Genomic DNA, 17309 nt, shown 5'->3' on the forward strand with positions numbered 1-17309 from the left:
TAGCGTTGGAAAATGCGTCGCCGGTGGAGCGTGTCGATGCCGTGGTTACCATGTAGCATCTGCCGAAAAGTTACTCATCGGTGATAGGAATGTGATCGCGTCGCGGCCTCTGCTGATCTTGACCGCTGCTGTGCTGGCAGCTGTGACGTTGACGGGTATCGACCGCACGGGTGCCGCCGTCGAGCGGAACGACTTCTACCTCAGTAACTCCGGCGATGACAGCGCCGACGGTCGCACCCCGACCACCGCGTGGCGGACGCTGGACCGGCTCGATCATCAGCCGCTGCGGCCCGGCGCTCGGGTGCTGCTCGATGGCGGAGACACCTTCGCGGGCACGCTGCGGGTCGGTGCGGGCGACGCGGGTGATGCGTCCCGGCCGGTGTGGATCGGGTCGTTCGGAAACGGGCGCGCGATCATCGCGGCCGGCGGCGGTCCGGGAGTGCTGATCCAGGACACGGGCGGAGTCAGGGTCGGAGATCTCGCGATCACCGGCGGTGGCGGTGGTACGGCCGACGGGGTCACGGTCTACACCGATCGCCCCGGAACCCGCCCTTCGGGAATCCTGGTCGAGGATCTGGAGGTCAGTGGCTTCCGCAACGGCGTTTCGATCGGCGCCACGTGTCCCGATGCCGGGTATCACGGCGTGCAGGTGCGCAAAGTGGTCGCCCGGGACAATCGCGAGTCCGGTGTCGCGACCTACGGACCGACCTTCGACGCGGGCCGCCCGGTGTACGTCAATACCGACATCACCGTGTCGGAGGTGGTCGCGTTCGGCAACGCCGGAGATCCGGCCGCGCACGTGAACACCGGCAATGGCATCGTGCTCGGGAGTGTGTCGGGCGGCCGAGTCGTCGGATCGGTCGCCTACGAGAACGGTGCGCACTCCCTGGCCCCGGAGGGACCGTATGGCATCTGGACCTACGATTCGACCGGCGTTGTCATCGAGCGCAATATCTCTCATCACAATCAGACCGGCGCTGCCGATGGTGGGGGATTCGACCTGGACCAGAACACCTCGAATTGTGTTCTCCAGCACAACCTTTCCTACTCGAACGACGGACCCGGGTATCTGCTGTTCAGCAATGTCGCCAACCGGGCCAATACCGGCAATGTGATTCGCTTCAACAGCTCCGTCGATGATGGGCGGCGCGGTGACTTCTACGGTGGCATCACGATCATGGGCGGCCTGTCGGGTCCGGCATCCGCCACGGGCGTGTTCGACGCTCAGGTGTACGGCAATACGGTGACGGTGTGCAGGTCCGCGGCGAAGACGCCTCCGGCGGTCCGGATCACGGGCACCCTGGGCGGAATCATGGTGCACGACAACGTGTTCACCGCGCGCGACGACGCTGAGCTGGTGTCGGCCGAGAACTTCACGATGGCGGGAATCATGCTGCGGGACAACGCCTATCACTCGCCTTCTCCGGTGGTGGGCTGGGCCGGTGGCCGGTTCACCACGGTGGCCGACTGGCACTCGGCCACCGGGCAACACTGACCGGTGGCCGAGCCGACTCGGAACGCCGGGTCAATGGCGTCCGAGGCCGCGATAGGTCCACCCGGCCGCGGACCAGAGCTGGGGATCCAGGCAGTTTCGGCCGTCCAGCACGCGGTTGCCACGGACCAGCCCGGTGAGGTCGGCGGGATCCAGCTCACGGAACTGCTGCCATTCGGTGAGCACCAGCACGGCGTCCGCGCCCTTGCACGCCTCGGCCACGCTGGTGGCGTAGTCGAGGGTGGGGAACAGTGCACGGGCATTGTCCATGGCATGAGGGTCGTAGACAGTGACACTGGCACCCTGCAATTGGAGTTGGCCCGCGACGTTGAGCGCGGGGGAGTCGCGGACATCGTCGGAATCGGGCTTGAACGCGGCGCCGAGCACCGCGAGCCGGGCGCCGATCAGCGAGCCGTCGAACACCTCACGAGTCAGCTCGACCATGCGGGTCCGCCGACGCATGTTGACATTGTCGACCTCGCGCAGGAAGGTCAGTGCCTGGTGCGCGTGCAATTCGCCCGCGCGGGCCATGAAGGCGCGGATGTCCTTGGGCAGGCAGCCGCCACCGAATCCCAAGCCGGCGTTGAGGAATCGGCGGCCGATGCGCGCGTCGTATCCGATCGCGTCGGCGAGCACGGTGACGTCGGCGTCGGCGGCCTCGCACAGTTCGGCCATGGCGTTGATGAACGAGATCTTCGTGGCGAGAAAGGAATTGGCGGCTACCTTCACCAGTTCGGCGGTGGCCAGGTCGGTGACGAGGAACGGGGTCTCGGCGGCGAGGGCGGTGGCGTAGATCTCCCGGGCGAGTTGCTCGGCTCGGCCGGGTCGAACCGGGTCGATGCCGATCACCAGCCGGTCGGGGCGCAAGGTGTCGCCGATCGCGAAGCCCTCGCGCAGGAACTCCGGATTCCAGGCCACTTCGAGTTGCTCGCCTGCCGGAGACAGCGCCCTGGCCCGATCCCCGAGGCGAGCCGCAGTGCCGACCGGGACCGTCGATTTGCCGTAGATGACGGCCGGTCCGGTGATGTGCGGCGCCAGTTCGTCGATGACCGACTCCACGTAGCGCAGATCCGCGGCGTACTCGCCGCGCTTCTGCGGAGTGCCGACACACAGGAAATGCGCGGTGCCCCAGGCAGCGGCCTCCCGATACGAGGTGGAGAAACGCAGCCGCCCGGCTTCGATGTTGCGCCGCAGCACCTCCTCGAGTTCGGGCTCGAAGAACGGCACCTGCCCGTCCTGAAGCTTGGCGATCTTGCCCGCGTCGACGTCGACACCGAGCACCTCGTGGCCGAGTTCGGCCATGCACGCCGCATGCGTCGCGCCCAGATATCCGGTTCCCAGGACTGTCACCTTGGTCATGCTCACTCCTCAGACAGCGCTCAGCGCTTGGTAACCGTGCGGGTTGGCACGGGTGAATTTCCATGCGTCGCCGCACATTTCGGTCAGGTCGTGACGCGGCTGCCAGCCCCATTCCCGGCGGGCTCGACCGGCGTCGGCGATGAGGGCGGCCACGTCGCCGCGTCGTCTGCCGCGCAGCAGATAGGGGATTCGCCGGCCGGTGACCATTTCGGTGGTCGTGCGCAATGCCAGCACCGAGGTGCCGATCCCGGTGCCCAGATTGATCACTCGGTGCCCAGGTATGTCGTCGAGATGATCCAGTGCCACCAGGTGGCCATCGGCGACATCGCAGACGTGGATGTAGTCACGCACCGCTGAGCCGTCGGCGGTCGGGTAGTCCTGCCCGAACACGGTCAGCTGGGCGCGCTGACCGGCGGCCACCTGCATCAGATAGGGCATCAGATTGCGTGGCTCGCCGAGCGGGTCCTCGCCGAGCAGCCCGCTGGGGTGCGCGCCGACGGGGTTGAAGTACCGCAGGCTGATCGCGCGCAACTCCGGATGGAACAGGCAGCCCTGGGCGATCACTTGTTCGCAGGCCCATTTGCTCCAGGCGTACGGATTGGTCGGGCGTGCCGGCGCGGTTTCTGCCAGGGGAGTGCCGTCGGGTGCGCCGTCGCCGTAGATGGAACAGGAGGAAGAGAACACCAGCCGGTGCACCCCGTGCTCGTGCATCACTCGCAGCAGGCTCGCGGTGCCGCCGATGTTGACATCGAAGTACTCGAACGGGATTTCGGTCGATTCGCCTACCGCCTTGCGGGCGGCGAAATGGATCACCGCGTCGATCCGATGCATGCTGAACACCCGGTTCAGCGCACCCCGATCGTTGAGATCGAGCGAGTACAGCAGCGGCCGGACGCCGCTGACCTCCGCGACCCGGTCGAGGGCTGCCGGTGAGCTGGTCGAATGGTCATCGACCACGATGACCTGAAGACCGCGCTCCTGTAGTGCGACGACGGTATGACTGCCGATGAATCCACCGCCACCGGTGACGAGAACGTAGCTGGGTGTCATGCCGAGAACTCCTTCAATGCGAAGACCGGAAAAGCGCCGAGGGTGAACGAAATGAGCGGTACCGCAACGGCGACCGCGAACAGCGGGCGCCAGATCAGAACCGAGCCGGTGCGGGTCGCGCCGACGAGCCGGGCGGCCTCGCGGGCGTGCAGGCTCACTACCGCCGCGCTGACGAGGAAGTAGGCCATCGCGCCGAGTACGCACAACCCGATGTAGCCGACTGGTCCGCCGGTCCGCATGCCGATGTTCGCCGCTGCCGCCAGCAGGCTTGCGAACAGCAGGTACGGAGCTGCCAGTCGTAGCGGCATCGACTGCACCGCACCGTCTTTCGGGGTGACCTTGAAGTCCAGGGGGCGCGGGCTGAAGCGCTGCGCCACTGCGGCGAGGACGCCCCAGGCGTTGAACGGCCATTTGGCGAAGATGTAGAGGGCCTGCTCCCAGCTCAGTAGCGGGGCGCGCACCGGTCGCAGCAACCGTGAGCGGCGGACTACTGCGACGATGCTCAACAGGCATATCCCCTGCGCCACAATGAATCCGATGAATGCGCCGTAGTTGATGCTGACCCACGATTTTCCGGTCACCGCCGCGACCGCGGGCATCAGCACACCGGCCGCCGCGGCGAGAACCGACAGTGGGTAATACAGCAGGGCGAAACCGAAGCGCACGCGCAGCCCCCACGGCAGCAGGCGCAGGGTACGGGGCATGAGTTCGAGCAGTTCGGTGGTCAAGCTGCGGGACCATTGGAATTCTTGGGTCAGCATGGCGGCGAAGGTGGGCGGACCTTCGCCGTGCGCCTCGGCGTCGATCGCGAACGCGCTGGACCAGCCCGCGATCGTCAGCAGGTAACTGGTCGAGAAATCCTCCGCCAGTTCGGGTCCGAGTCCTCCGATGCTCTGTAGTGCCGCGGTGCGCACGGCGTAGTGCGAGCCGATGCCGACCGGGGAAAGCCCGCCGTTGTGGCCCAGCTGATGCGGACCGTGGAAGGTGGCTTCGTGGAATAGCCGCCCGCGCACTGCCCAGGAGGTGCGGGCATTGGAGTCGCAGATGCTGGGAGCCGCGACATAGCCCACGGCGGGATCGGCGAACGGGCGCACCATCGCGGCGAGGTAGCCGGAATCCGGAACGTGGTCGGCGTCGAGCTGGCTCACCACGTCGTAGTCGCGGTAGCCCCAATTGTCGTAGAACCAGGCCAGGTTGCCTTCCTTGCAGCGCCTGCGCCGAGGCCACTGGGTGCGCTGGTATTCCCGCACCCCACGGCGGGTCGATATCCGAATCCCGTGCAGTCGTGTCCATTCCAGCACTTCTGGCTGCGGGTCCTCATCGGCCAGCCAGATGTCGAACCGGTGTGGATAGCGCTGGGACAGCATGGCCTGCAAGGTCTTTCGCACCATAGGCCACGGTTCGGAGGGAGCCTTGGTGACCACCATCGCGACTCGCAGCGGCGGCACGGCCCGGCCGGGCCACACCCGGCGCAGCCGATTGACGGTGAGCAGGAAATACATCGGCAACAAGGTCACGTAGGCCACCAGCACCGTGGTTACCACGAATCCGAAGAGCCCGAGTCGGTGCTGCGGCCGCATCCACCACATCCAGAACAGCACGATGACGATCGACCAGGCCAGACTGCCCACGGCCACGGCAAGCCTGGAGCGGATCCCGAGGGCGGGTTCGAAGGTGCGCCGACGGGTGCGCTGCCGCGCCGGAATCGGTTGTGCGAAAACGGGTCCCGACGGTTCGATCGTACGGACGAGGCCGCCCGAGATCCGCCGCACATAGGATTCCACGGACTCCGCCGCAGACGCCGAGCTGAGTGAATTCGTCATGACGATCCGATCAGCTCGCCAGCGGAATTGTGGCCGGGCGGATCGGGGCGGTCCGATGATTGCCGCGCTGCCACGCGATGGTCCGGCCGATGCCGTTCACCACCGAGGTCCTCGGCTGCCAGTCGAGTCTCTCGGCGGCGCGGGTGATGTCGGGCCGACGCCGGACCGGATCGTCGGTCGGCAGTGGCAGCCACTCGAGGCGTGAGCTCGATCCGGTCAGTCGCAGCACCAGGTCCGCGATCGACCGTACCGACATCTCGACCGGGTTGCCGAGATTGATGGGTCCGCGCTCGCCGCGGGCATCGATCATCGCGATCAGGCCTCTCACCAGGTCGTCGACGTAGCAGAGGCTGCGTGTCTGAGTGCCGTCGCCGTAGATGGTGAGCGGGCGCTCTGCGAGCGCTTGAGCGATGAAATTCGACACCACCCGCCCGTCCTCGGGACGCAGGCGGGGGCCGTAGGTATTGAAGATCCGGACGATCCCGGTATCCACGCCCTGACTGTCACCGAACGCGGTGGTCAGAGCCTCGGCGTAACGCTTGGCCTCGTCGTACACCGCTCGGGGGCCGACGGAATTCACATTGCCCCAATAGTTTTCGGTCTGTGGATGGACCTCCGGGTCGCCGTACACCTCGCTGGTGGAGGCCAGCACGACGCGGGCGTTCTTGCGTGCGGCGAACTCCAGCACCTGCTGGGTGCCGAGCGCGCCGGTAGTGAGCGTGAACACCGGACGGCGCAGGTACTCGGGCGGGGAGGCCGGACTGGCCAGATGCGCGACCGCATCGAATGGACCGTCCAGTAGGAGCGGAGCCCGGACGTCGGCATCGACGATCGTGAGACCGGGGCGCGGTGGGAGCAGGTTGGCTGGATTCCCGGTCGACATGTCGTCCAGGACGACCACGTCGTCGCCGCGGGCGAGCAATGCGTCGGTGAGGTGCGATCCGAGAAAGCCGGCTCCGCCGGTAACGAGAATTCGCATGAGATCCTCCGGATTCGAAATTGGATGGCGATTGGATCCAGAGTTTCAGGCTGTCCTGGCAACTGCTGGTATTCGCTCATCGAACTCCTGAACAAATTCGGTGGCAACGGAATTCGGTCGCCGTCACACGAAAGGGGGAGTGTGGCCTGAATAACTTCTCGGACCGATGGGAATTGGATGTACCAGGCCTCATCTAAAGGGGATGAGGATATATCTGAAACAGGAGTGACCCCGCGTGATGAAAACGTTAACAATGAGCTTCGAGTACGTCCCTGATTTGAGGACATGCCATTGTCGGCAACACATTTGTGGCTTGTAATGGAAATGTTCTGCCATATCTCAGAAGATCGAAAGAAAGGTCGTCCGCAATGTCGAACATCCGAGGAAGGACAGCCTGCCGCTGGATCGTGGCCGCAGCGGTCGTGGTCACCGGCGGGGTCGTCGCGACGGCGACCGCCGGATCATCGTCGGCGGACGCGGTGGCCGACAAGTCCCGCACCATTGTTACCGAGGACGGCTGGTCACTGACGGTATCCAAACTGGGCGAGACCGTGGACCGCTACCCGAACCTGGCCGCCACCCCGTTCACCAGAGAGGGCTTCGTCTCATTGCAGGCGGTCGGCGACATCGCCGGGAAAGGTAAATCCGACATCAAATGGGGAGTATTGGACACCGGCTATCAGATCGGCTGTCAGGTCGATGTATCCAACGGACTCCATCTGGGCCTCGGTTTCTCCATCGGCCCGTCTGTAGGACTCAGCATCATCGGCCCTGACGTCGGGGCGCACGCATCGGTCAGCCCTAATGTATCGACAACCCTCAAGCCCGGCTCGATTCAAACTGTTTCGTTCGCAAAAAAGTCGGTGATCGACAAGCGCGCTTCGATATACGACGATCAAGCGGAGGTCAAAGTCGACAATTGTATGGGGCCGGTTACTTTACGTTCGTTCGCGACCATTACCATATCCACCGACACGGCCGACAATGCGACAACTGTATACGGTGACCCCATTTGGCTGTAGTTATTTTTTGTCCGATTGGAGTGTAGGTCCGGAACTCGCCGTTCCGCAAAAGATCGAGACCGTTTGTCCTGCTATGAGGGACGATTTGTCCCGGAACTAGGGACATGCCCCGCGATCTGCGCGACATTCCCGACGGTGGTCGCGACCGTAGTACACCGTTGCAGCATCTCGGGAATGGTCACTTCGTCGAGGTGGCGTTGGTACCAACCCACCAGAGCTGACAGGATGCCCAGCCACACGTCGGTGAGGATCTCTCGATCCACCGGATCGACCGGGCCCCGAGGTCCGAGCAGCGCGTAGGTCCCATCCATGGCGAGTGAGCGGATCGCCGCCCGATAGGCCAAGGCGGCCTGGCCGCCATCGGTGGTCTCCGCGACGGTCGTGTCGTGTAGGAGTTCCCAGTCGTAGCGCCGCTCCCGCAACGACTCGAAGATGCATCGCAACGTGTCGGAGGCCATGAATTCGGCTGGGCTGGTCGCGATCACCCGGGTAATCGCGGACACCAGGACCTCACCGGCCTCTTGCACGCAGCGCAGATGCAAGCCGTCCTTGCTTCCGAACAGACTCAGGATCAGCGCCTTGGAGATATCGGTCTCTGCGGCAACGGCTTCCATCGAGGTTCGCCGATAGCCGTCGGTGCCGAAACGCAGGGTGGCCGCGGCCAGTATCCGTCGCTCCCGTTCTTGACGGGGCACACCTTTGGTCCCTGCACCGGTTGCGTGACGCACCGCCCGAGCCTACAGTCGGCGCACGGATATGACCGCACGGTCATATCCGTGCGAACGAATGGGGAGACATCGTGCACGCGCTGATCGGCTGGTTCGAGAACCTGGTCACCGCGACATTCCATGCCGCGTTTCTTGCTCCGCTGTTCTCGTACCTGCACTCGGCGGTCGACTATGTGACCGAGCCGATCGCGTGGGCGTTGCCGTTCTTCGGACTGTTCATCCTCATCGAATACGTCGGACTGCGCTGGGTTGCCCGTCATCACGACCCCGGCTCCGAAACGGGCCGGACTGGCGCTTCGCTGCGAGACTCCGCGACCAGCGTCTCCATGGGGGTCGGCTATCTGGGTGTGGCGGGACTGTTCCACGCCGCGTCGCTAATCGGGTACAGCGCCATCTACGAAGCGGTTCCGTGGAAGCTGGCGGCCGATGCCTGGTACACCTGGCTGTTGCTGTTCTTCGCCGTCGACGTTCTCTGGTATGCGGTGCACCGGTTCTCGCATCGCATCCGGATCGCCTGGGCGGCGCATCAGGCACACCACTCCAGTGAGCACTTCAACTTCTCCACCGCGCTGCGCCAGAAATGGAATCTCTGGTTCGAGACGCTGGCCTGGACGCCGCTGCCGCTGTTGGGGATTCCGCCGTGGATGATCTATGTCGGTTTCTCGCTCAACCTGATCTGCCAGTTCTTCGTGCACACCGAGACCGTCGACCGCCTCCCTCGGCTGGTCGAGTTCGTGTTCAACACCCCCTCGCATCACCGCGTGCATCACGGCAGTGACCCGGAGTACCTCGACAAGAACTACGGCGGCATTCTCATCATCTGGGACCGGATCTTCGGTACCTACGCCGAGGAGAAGCAGCGGCCAACGTACGGACTGACCACTCCGGTGGGTACGCACAATCTGCTGAGACTCCAGTTCCACGAATACATTTCGATCGCGGGCGACCTTCGGCGCGCCCGCACGCTGCGCGAAGTCCTCGGGTACACCTTCGGTCCCCCTGGCTGGAGCCCCACCGATGGCCGCGATCCGTCCTGACCGGCGACATCGTCAGGCGCTGATGCAAACGACCGAAAGGCTTATCCCGGTGATGAATTCGACCATCACGCCCGCCAGCTACTTCGAGCGGGTCGGTGCGCATCGCTTCGTGCCGACCGTGCACGCGCGGGGTGCGTGGGCGGTCGATGAACAGCATTTCAGCCCCCTCGGCGGGCTGATCGTGCACGAGATCGAACGGATGCGAGCACGCGAACGTTGTGCCGGGTTGCTGGTCAGCCGCATCAGTTTCGATATTCTTGGCCGAAACACATTTGAGGAGTTCGACATTCACGTCGAGGTCATCCGACCCGGCCGGACGATCGAACTTGTCGGGGCGACGGTCGTCATCGCGGGCCGCAGCACCGTTTCGGCCAGGGTCTGGCTCATGGCGGCCGAAGAGACCGGCCTCGTCGCGGGCGGTGAGCCCGATGGGATGCCCGCGCCGGAAACCTTGTCCTCGTGGCCACTCACTTCGGTGTGGCCTGGCGGGTACGTCGGCTCGCTCGACACCCGGCCGATCGGCATTCCGCAGCCGGGGCGCACCGCCGCGTGGCTTTCCACGCCGCATGGGCTGGTCGCAGGCGAACAGGCTAGCGGCCTCGCCTCGTTCGTGGCTCTAGTCGACACCGCCAACGGTATTGCCGTCCGCCAGGAGCCTGCCAAGTGGATGTTCCCCAACCTGGATCTGACGATTCATCTCTACCGTCAACCGGAGGCAGGGTGGACCGGACTCGACACCACCGTCACCTTCGGCCATGCCGGCCAAGGGCTGACGAGCACCGTCCTGCACGACATCCACGGCCCCGTCGGATCGGCCCAGCAGATTCTCACCGTTCGACCACAGCACGACGGCGGGAGGTGATGGATCAGCGGGCTCGCGTGCCGACCGGGTGCTGGTGGTCTCCGTCGTTGCCGCGAGCAGGGTGTCGGCGACCTGCTGGCAGACGGACCGGAGGCCGGTTCGCCGACTTCGACTACGGACCCGTGCTGCGCTCCATCCAGGCGGTGGTCGCTGATGCATGGTCGGGATGCTGTTGGACAACCCCGGTCGCTACCGCACGCTGCGCATCGTTCCGCTCGACCGCCCGGGGCGAACCGGAGTTGAATGCGACATCGCGGCGATCGAACGAGATCATGACCGCGGCAACGACACCAAGGTCCGTGTGACACGGTCTCTGCGAGTGGGCGCTATTCGCTGATCCGTGACCGAAGTCGGTGCACCAATTCGCGGTCCACCTCGACCGGTCACGTACGAACGGATTGTTGAATGTTGGCGGCCATCCGTCGGATTTGGCAACGGATTCGGCAACCAGACACGGCGGAATTCAACATGGCGGGTGGGGTGAAGGGACGAGTCCATTGACGGGCCCGTCCGTTCGGAAGCCGATTAGGGCTAGCTCTAGCAACTCAAGTGCACAGTATTGCCGATGTGCGGTGACACCGGCTGGGGTTACGCACCATTCGGGCGTCGGACTACGAAGACGTATTCTCGGATGTCCTCGGTCGAGGCGTTTGCGCGCCGCGGCGACCTAACCGCGGCCTTACAGCAATTCTGGTGCGAAATAGGTGGCGGCCAGGGCGACGAAGATTTTGGCATCCTCCTCCGATACGGCGTATTCGGAGGAGACGCGGCGGGCCACGAAAACTTGTGTCAGGCCGCGGTCGCTATCGGGATGGGCGGCGATTTCGGTTCGCAGGTCGGCGACGACGGCTTTGCCGAGGTCCACGCTTTCTCGCCGGTACTTCCACGCCATGACCGAGAGTCGGCCGTCGTAGGAGTCGAGCCCGTCGAGGAACAGCTTCTCCTCGGCGGTGTACTGCTGGATGCGCGGAATTCGGTCGCCGTAGACGTTGAGGGTCAGGCCCGCGGAGAAGCCGAGCGAAGCGCCGAAGAGGACGGCCGCCGCGGTGATGAGGAGACGACGGGTACCTGGTGAGGCTGTGATCACCTACCGAATGGTAATGAGTGACGGCGGGGGACCGAAGTCGAGTTGTAGCGGCTTCCTGGCGATCGCGGGTTCTGCTGTGCTGGGTCACGGCCGACACCTGTCGTGATTCGAGACGTCCGCTTCTGCCGATGACCGAGCAGTTGAATGGCTTTGCGTGAATCTTGGCGAGGGTTCGGGTGCACGGGCTGATCGTGGGGGTCGTCAACGACACGTGCGGCCGGTAGGAACAGCGGTATGGATGGGGAGACGAGTGGGCTGTATCGGCGGTTCGCGGAGTTCGAGGCTCGGGGTAGTTCGTCGTGTTATGAGTTGTGGGCGTTGGGGATTGCCTCGGATCCGGAGCTGGTGGGGCTGATCGATCAACTGCCGCTGGAGAAGCGGCAGCCGAACCTGGTGCTCACGGCCGCCCGCTTCCTCGGAGTCGGCGAGGTGTCGTTTGCCGAGTTCCGAGCATGGGTGGGGCGGCATTGGGATGCTCTCGTGCCGGAGATTCTGACGCGTAGGACGCAAACCAACGAGGTCGGCCGGGCTTCGGTGCTGTTGCCAGTATTGGCGCAACTGCCCGGTCCACTGGCGTTGATCGAGGTTGGTGCGTCAGCCGGATTGTGTCTGTATCCGGATCTTTTCAGTTATCGCTATGACGATCGGATCGCGCTCGACCCGATCGGTGGCGTTTCCGATGTGGAGTTGCGGTGCGCGACCACGGGTGAGCCGCCGGTTCCGGGTCGATTGCCCGAGGTGGTGTGGCGGGCCGGTGTGGATTTGAACCCGCTCGATGTCACCGATACCGAGCAGATGCGGTGGCTCGAATACTTGGTATGGCCCGGGCAGCCCGAACGGCTGCAGCGACTGCGCGCCGCAGTGACCATCGCTCAGAGGCAGCCTGTCGGTATCAAGGCCGGTGATTTGAACGAGACTGTGGCAGAACTGGTTTCCGCTGCTCCGGCCGAGGCGACGGTGGTGGTCTTTCATAGCGCTGTGCTGGCGTATCTGAGTGTCGAGGAGCGCGACCGCTTCGAGCGGATGGTTCGTGGGCTGCGGTGTCATTGGGTGTCCAATGAGGGTTGCAGTGTCATCGGTTCAATCGCGGAGCGACTTCCGGTGCCTGCCTCGGAGACGCCCGGCCGGTTCGTGGTGGCGCTGGATGGGGTTCCGCTGGGCTATGCCGGCGCTCATGGCCAGAGTCTGGATTGGTTCGCGCCTGCGCTTGCGTGGTGATGTGCAAGGACCAGGTTCGAGCGTCGCCCGCGCCAGACTTGAAACTGCGAACGCACCACCCTGCCGTGACCCGCGCGTTCCGATGCGGCCAGCACCGCGCCTCGGAAGATCAACGGCCAGAGGTGAACTCGATCCGTTTCAACGCACGCACATGCCGAGCGCGCTCGATGCGGCCTAGCCGGCTGGGACTGCTGCAAGATCAGGTGGCGGGTTGACACCTATTCCTGCGCCAGTCCCGGAGTCTCGGTAATTGATCGAGTGGCCGGATGACGGTTTGTGGTGATTCTGGGGGTCAGGGCTGCCAGTCGTATTTGGTCCAGGACGTGGGTGCCGTTTGCACGGATTGCAGAAGGCTCCAGTCGAACCGTGCCCAGTAGATTCGATCGTGGCCGGTGGCGGGGTCCTTGGCCGCGATGGCCGTGACGTCGCCGATTGAGCCGAGCCCGTCGACGTGAGCGAACGGTCCCAGAGTCGCACTGTCGTGGAACTCGAAGTAGGTGCACGACCAAGGAATCAGGTCGGTGACGGTTTCCAACTTCGGACGTGACAGCTCAGGTCGTCGCATGAACTGCCGGGATATCACTCTGGACTGATTCGGAATCTCGATCAACTCGACATAGAATGCGGGCCAGAACGTCAGATTCCATCGGGCATAACGGATTTCGGACCCGCCTCGGTTGACGGTCTCGGTGTGGTCGGGACTGCCCCAGCCCAACCCCTCGTAGTCCTCGACAGTCTTGGGCCGGTCGCTGTCTCTCAGCCAGGCGACCCAACGGCGTTCGGCCTCGGCGGCGTCGGAGCGAGTAGCGCCGATAGCCTGCAACAGCCGTGCCGCATGGTCGGGAGCGCTGTCGCACATCGGATGCAGCGTCGCAAGCTGATAGTCGTGCAGTGTCACTCGAGCGTTGCCGCTTGCCATTCGAACTCCCCCGCCAATCGGTTCGAATCGAACCTACCAGCGTCATCGGTGCCTGTCGCGTCTCCGAGGACCCCGGACGGTCGAGATTCGAACGCACTCATCTACCGCGTTGAGATGCGCTATTCGTCCGTTCGAGTTCAGTTCAGGTATGGATCTGTCAGCAGTACTACGCGGTCAGCGGCATGGTCGAAACCGGTGTCGGCCCATTGGTCCTGGGCGGTTGCTCAGGCTGAGTTTCGTTGACGTACATGATCTTTCGGGGCTGGGGGGCTTTCCGGTCGTCTCGCAAGGTCGGCGCGGTCAATGGCGCTGCGACTGACGAATCATCCTCGGCTTTCGGTGACGGGCCCGTGCGGGGCGGCTGCCACCGCGGCGAGCGCGGTCGCAAGCTCCTTGGTGGGGTCCGGTGGCGCGGTTGGGGTGCGCCAGGCGATGTAGCCGTCGGGCCGGATCAGGGTCGCGCCGGTGGATTCGATGCCGTAGGCGTCCTCTAGCGTATCGGGTTCGCTGATCTTGATGTTGGTGCCGATCTGCTTGAATTCGATTGCGATACCCAACTTTTCGCTTACGGCGGTGGCGGCGGTGTGCCAGCGGTCATCGCGGGCCAGCAATACCCAGTCGTGCCGGATGAGATCGAGCGTCGAGCGCTTTTCACCGTCGAGTGTGACCCATAGGTGCGGTGCGCGAGTACCGGGCTGGCCGGCCCACTGCTCGGGCAACGCGGCCGGCGGCAACGACGCATCCGCACCCAGGACCGCCGCGGAGCGGTAGAGCTGTCCCAGTTCGATCGCGGAATCGTCGAGCACCGAGGTGTCCGATGCCGGACCGGTCAGGTATGCCTTGTAGTCGGCGCGGGCGAACAGTTGGTCGTGGCGCAGGTCCGCGATCGGGCGGCGCTCGGCGTCGTAGGTATCCAGCAGCCGCGGGTCCGACCGCCCGGACAGTACCGCCGCCAGTTTCCAGGCCAGGTTGTGCGCATCGTCGATGCCGGTGTTCGCGCCGAATCCGCCACGGTTGGGCGGTAATTGGTGTGCGGCGTCACCGGCGAGGAAGATCCGCCCGTCCGAGAAGTGGTCGGCGATCAGGGCCGCCAGATTCCAGCGGCCGGTGGTGATCAGCTCGATCGGTATGTCGGTGCGGCCGAGCGCGCGCCGCACAACCTCGATCTGCTGCCCGGTGTCACGTTCGACATCGTCGGACAGCATCAGCACCCATCGGCCATCGGAGTAGGTGGTCAAAAACGCCCGGAAGTCCGGCTGTTCGATCTCGAACTGGACCACTCCGTGCTGCAGGTACTCCTCGAGCGGCGCCCGGAACAGGATGCTGCGCTGCACCGACAGCGGGCCGACGCCGTGACGCTCGATACCCAGATCGGTGCGCACGGCACTGTCGGCGCCGTCTGCGGCCACGACGTACTGTGCGCGCAAGCGGTATTCGCGTCCGTCCTCGCGGCGCCGGAGCATCGCGGTGACGCCCTCGTCATCCTGGGTGAGTCCGAGAAGCTCGGTGCCCAAACGCAGTTCGGCGCCGAGTTCGCGGGCCCGGTCGCGCAGCAGCGGCTCGAGCCGATCCTGCGTGATCGCGATCGCGTGCACCGGCGACTGGTCGGCGCCGTAGCTGCCGTCACCGCCGGGACTCCAGGGATATTCTTCGATCCAGGTCCCGGTCAGGCTCTCCACGCGGGCTCGGCGCGGCGGCTTCATGCCTTGCAAAGAGGCGGGTACCTCGACACCGACCTGGCGGAAGTGCTCGATCGTGCGGGTGGTGAATCCGATCGCCCGCGGGTGCGGCGAGCTGCCGTAGTGCCTGTCGATCACCACCACGGGCACGCCCTGCCAGGACAGGAACACCGCCGCGGACAGGCCGACGAGGCTCCCGCCGACGATGAGAACCGGTGTCGTGTCGTCGTTTTCGATGTCGAAGGTCATCTCGATCATCCCTCTCGGAGGTCTCGGTGGTTCGCGGACACCACTAGAAAAACATGACCGGATAAAATATGCAACTCGATTAGAATTATTAGTGAGTTAAGTCATGTGATAAGGTGAGCGCATGCCTGCTGAGCAGCCCGGACGCCGAGAACGCAAGAACGCCGAGACCCGCCGGGCTCTCGCCGAGGTGGCCGAGCGATTGTTTCTGGAGAAGGGTTACGACCAGGTCGGCATCAGGGAGATCGCCGACGCGGTCGACATCTCGGTCCCGACGATGTTTCGCCATGTCCCCGACGGCAAAGAGGCGCTGATATTCGACGACGGCGTCGAGCGCCGCGAGAGCCTGCTGGCGGCCGTTCGTGGGCGACCGGCGGATCGGTCGCTGCTGGCGGCCCTGCGCGAATTCATGGCCGGTCGGGGCCCGTTTCTTACCGATCCGAGTCCGGAGGTCCGCCGACGCACCGAGCTGATCATGGACACGCCCGCGCTGCGCGAATACTCCCGCCGGTTGTGGATCCGCTGCGAGGAACCCTTGGCCGCGGTCATCGCCGCCGAGCTCGGCCGCGAGCCCGACGACATCACCGCCCGCGCCATTGCGCGCTACGTGCTCGAGATCCCCCAATTCGTCGGTGGTGAGCCCGATCCCCGCGCCGCCCTCGACGCCGTCTTCACCCTGCTGGAACACGGCCTGCCCGGCACGAATTGACCCTCTGCCCAACGCAGCGCTACACGCCGCTTGCCGCAGGGTCGGCGCTGTGGTCGTTCGACCGCCCTGGGTAAGCCGGATGTTTGATCTGCGGTTGAATCGTTGTAGCAGGGAAGACCGACGCGGTCGCGATCATCAGGGCCAGTGAGCTTCTTCAGCGGCGATACCTCGGGCAGCCTCGCCGCTTACGACCGCACCGCGGGCTCAATTCATTCGGACTGCGTTGTGGGCGACGAGACGGTCGACAGGGCGGCAGCCACGAACGACGCGACCAGTGGTCGGCGATCGTGTTCGTTCCAGGCGAGGACCAGGCTGCTGGGTGGGGCGTCGGTCACCGGGACACACACCAACCCGGGCGGGACCGACTCGACCAGTGAGCGGGGTAGCACTCCGATCATCCGGCCCAGGGTGATCATGTGGAACAGCTGAACCGCATCAGCGACCTCGGGGCCGGTGCCGTCGCCGCCCGGGATGCCCTTCCAGCGGGGCAGCGTTTCGCCCGACAGCTCGGACAGTCGCACCGAATCTCCGGCGGCCAGCCGGTGTCCGGCCGGGACGATGACCACGCGTTCCTCGGTGTGCAGCGTCTCGTGGGCCAGGCCGTCGAGATCGTCGAACGGTGCGTAGAGCAGGCCGACGTCGGCGCGACCGTCGCGCAGGAAATCGGTGCGATCGGCGGGGCCGCTGAACAGGATGTCCACCCGGCGAGCATCCGGTTGGTGGGCGTACTCGGCCAGGATCGGGGACAGCAGCCCGGCGTCGCCGCCGGGCTTCAGCACCAATCGCAGGTGGGCCTGGGCGTCGGTGGCGCGCCGGGTGTTGCGGACGGCGACATCGACCGCGTTCAGCGCATGGCGCCCGTGTTCTCGCAGCGCCATCCCGGCCGGAGTGAGTTCGACGTGCCGGCTGGAGCGGACGAATAGCGGCGTTCCGAGCCGGGTCTCGATGCGCCGGATCGCTTTCGACAGCGCGGGCTGGGCGATCGAGAGCCGGACCGCAGCCCTGCCGAAGTGCAACTCGTCGGCGACCGCGAGGAAGTATTCGAGCTCGCGAGTCTCCAGTTCAATCATGCCTACAGGTTATCGCCGAATGTCGAATA

At 65.0% G+C, this 17309-nt stretch carries 15 protein-coding genes; 6 read left to right on the forward strand and 9 right to left on the reverse strand.

The window, feature by feature from the left end:
* Positions 1-142 precede the first annotated feature (142 nt).
* On the forward strand, positions 143-1495 hold the full coding sequence (locus NA10_RS09510) for a right-handed parallel beta-helix repeat-containing protein (protein WP_169812555.1): 1353 nt from the start codon (positions 143-145) through the stop codon (positions 1493-1495).
* Positions 1496-1525: 30 nt separating this feature from the next.
* On the opposite strand, the gene NA10_RS09515 is transcribed toward NA10_RS09510, so the two are convergent.
* Genes NA10_RS09515 through NA10_RS09530 form a run of 4 tightly spaced genes read right to left on the reverse strand, consistent with a single transcriptional unit; the run spans position 1526 to position 6703 of the window.
* Positions 1526-2851, reverse strand: coding sequence for a UDP-glucose dehydrogenase family protein (locus NA10_RS09515; protein ID WP_067566204.1), 1326 nt, complete (start codon positions 2849-2851; stop codon positions 1526-1528).
* Between the two features lie 9 nt (positions 2852-2860).
* A complete protein-coding gene (galE, locus tag NA10_RS09520; RefSeq protein ID WP_067566207.1) occupies positions 2861-3901 on the reverse strand; it encodes a UDP-glucose 4-epimerase GalE in 1041 nt (346 codons plus the stop codon).
* Complete coding sequence (locus NA10_RS09525; protein ID WP_084514464.1) at positions 3898-5724, reverse strand: glycosyltransferase family 2 protein; 1827 nt, start codon at positions 5722-5724, stop codon at positions 3898-3900. The genes galE and NA10_RS09525 overlap by 4 nt, the downstream gene beginning before the upstream one ends.
* 10 nt (positions 5725-5734) lie before the next feature.
* Entirely contained in the window at positions 5735-6703 is a 969-nt protein-coding gene (locus NA10_RS09530) for an NAD-dependent epimerase/dehydratase family protein (RefSeq protein ID WP_067566210.1), read from the reverse strand.
* Positions 6704-7071: 368 nt separating this feature from the next.
* Between NA10_RS09530 and NA10_RS09535 the strand changes: the two genes are divergently transcribed.
* Entirely contained in the window at positions 7072-7725 is a 654-nt protein-coding gene (locus NA10_RS09535; RefSeq protein WP_067566213.1) for an MspA family porin, read from the forward strand.
* A gap of 71 nt (positions 7726-7796) precedes the next feature.
* Here the strand turns inward: NA10_RS09535 and NA10_RS09540 are convergent, their stop codons facing one another.
* Positions 7797-8420: a TetR/AcrR family transcriptional regulator gene (locus NA10_RS09540; protein ID WP_169812556.1), complete on the reverse strand. Its 624-nt coding sequence runs from the start codon at positions 8418-8420 to the stop codon at positions 7797-7799.
* 173 nt (positions 8421-8593) lie between these two features.
* Here NA10_RS09540 and NA10_RS09545 point away from each other — a divergent pair, with 173 nt between their 5' ends.
* On the forward strand, positions 8594-9490 hold the full coding sequence (locus NA10_RS09545) for a sterol desaturase family protein (protein ID WP_067566523.1): 897 nt from the start codon (positions 8594-8596) through the stop codon (positions 9488-9490).
* A complete protein-coding gene (locus NA10_RS09550; RefSeq protein ID WP_245677115.1) occupies positions 9471-10352 on the forward strand; it encodes a thioesterase family protein in 882 nt (293 codons plus the stop codon). The genes NA10_RS09545 and NA10_RS09550 overlap by 20 nt, the downstream gene beginning before the upstream one ends.
* Before the next feature lie 679 nt (positions 10353-11031).
* Here the strand turns inward: NA10_RS09550 and NA10_RS09555 are convergent.
* Entirely contained in the window at positions 11032-11439 is a 408-nt protein-coding gene (locus NA10_RS09555) for a hypothetical protein (RefSeq protein WP_067566221.1), read from the reverse strand.
* A gap of 234 nt (positions 11440-11673) precedes the next feature.
* Between NA10_RS09555 and NA10_RS09560 the strand changes: the two genes are divergently transcribed.
* Entirely contained in the window at positions 11674-12657 is a 984-nt protein-coding gene (locus tag NA10_RS09560; protein ID WP_067566225.1) for a DUF2332 domain-containing protein, read from the forward strand.
* A gap of 292 nt (positions 12658-12949) precedes the next feature.
* On the opposite strand, the gene NA10_RS09565 is transcribed toward NA10_RS09560, so the two are convergent.
* Both NA10_RS09565 and NA10_RS09570 read right to left on the reverse strand, forming a co-directional pair.
* Positions 12950-13576, reverse strand: coding sequence for a hypothetical protein (locus NA10_RS09565; protein WP_157556297.1), 627 nt, complete (start codon positions 13574-13576; stop codon positions 12950-12952).
* Between the two features lie 323 nt (positions 13577-13899).
* Positions 13900-15504: an FAD-dependent monooxygenase gene (locus tag NA10_RS09570; protein WP_067566525.1), complete on the reverse strand. Its 1605-nt coding sequence runs from the start codon at positions 15502-15504 to the stop codon at positions 13900-13902.
* A 121-nt stretch (positions 15505-15625) separates the two neighbouring features.
* Here NA10_RS09570 and NA10_RS09575 point away from each other — a divergent pair, with 121 nt between their 5' ends.
* Positions 15626-16210, forward strand: a complete 585-nt coding sequence (locus NA10_RS09575) for a TetR/AcrR family transcriptional regulator (RefSeq protein ID WP_067566230.1) — start codon at positions 15626-15628, stop codon at positions 16208-16210.
* Positions 16211-16419: 209 nt separating this feature from the next.
* On the opposite strand, the gene NA10_RS09580 is transcribed toward NA10_RS09575, so the two are convergent.
* Positions 16420-17280: a LysR family transcriptional regulator gene (locus NA10_RS09580; RefSeq protein ID WP_067566233.1), complete on the reverse strand. Its 861-nt coding sequence runs from the start codon at positions 17278-17280 to the stop codon at positions 16420-16422.
* Positions 17281-17309 lie beyond the last annotated feature (29 nt).

Origin of the sequence: Nocardia acidivorans NBRC 108247, assembly GCF_001625085.1 — a bacterium.
Taxonomy (GTDB): Bacteria; Actinomycetota; Actinomycetes; order Mycobacteriales; family Mycobacteriaceae; genus Nocardia; species Nocardia acidivorans.

Bases quoted from the DNA above. Each gene is read 5' to 3' on its own strand.
- NA10_RS09515 (WP_067566204.1), bottom strand. From the start codon at position 2,851: ATGACCAAGGTGACAGTCCTGGGAACCGGATATCTGGGCGCGACGCAT.
- galE (WP_067566207.1), bottom strand. From the start codon at position 3,901: ATGACACCCAGCTACGTTCTCGTCACCGGTGGCGGTGGATTCATCGGC.
- NA10_RS09525 (WP_084514464.1), bottom strand. From the start codon at position 5,724: ATGACGAATTCACTCAGCTCGGCGTCTGCGGCGGAGTCCGTGGAATCC.
- NA10_RS09530 (WP_067566210.1), bottom strand. From the start codon at position 6,703: ATGCGAATTCTCGTTACCGGCGGAGCCGGCTTTCTCGGATCGCACCTC.
- NA10_RS09535 (WP_067566213.1), top strand. From the start codon at position 7,072: ATGTCGAACATCCGAGGAAGGACAGCCTGCCGCTGGATCGTGGCCGCA.
- NA10_RS09550 (WP_245677115.1), top strand. From the start codon at position 9,471: ATGGCCGCGATCCGTCCTGACCGGCGACATCGTCAGGCGCTGATGCAA.
- NA10_RS09560 (WP_067566225.1), top strand. From the start codon at position 11,674: ATGGATGGGGAGACGAGTGGGCTGTATCGGCGGTTCGCGGAGTTCGAG.
- NA10_RS09565 (WP_157556297.1), bottom strand. From the start codon at position 13,576: ATGGCAAGCGGCAACGCTCGAGTGACACTGCACGACTATCAGCTTGCG.
- NA10_RS09570 (WP_067566525.1), bottom strand. From the start codon at position 15,504: ATGACCTTCGACATCGAAAACGACGACACGACACCGGTTCTCATCGTC.
- NA10_RS09575 (WP_067566230.1), top strand. From the start codon at position 15,626: ATGCCTGCTGAGCAGCCCGGACGCCGAGAACGCAAGAACGCCGAGACC.
- NA10_RS09580 (WP_067566233.1), bottom strand. From the start codon at position 17,280: ATGATTGAACTGGAGACTCGCGAGCTCGAATACTTCCTCGCGGTCGCC.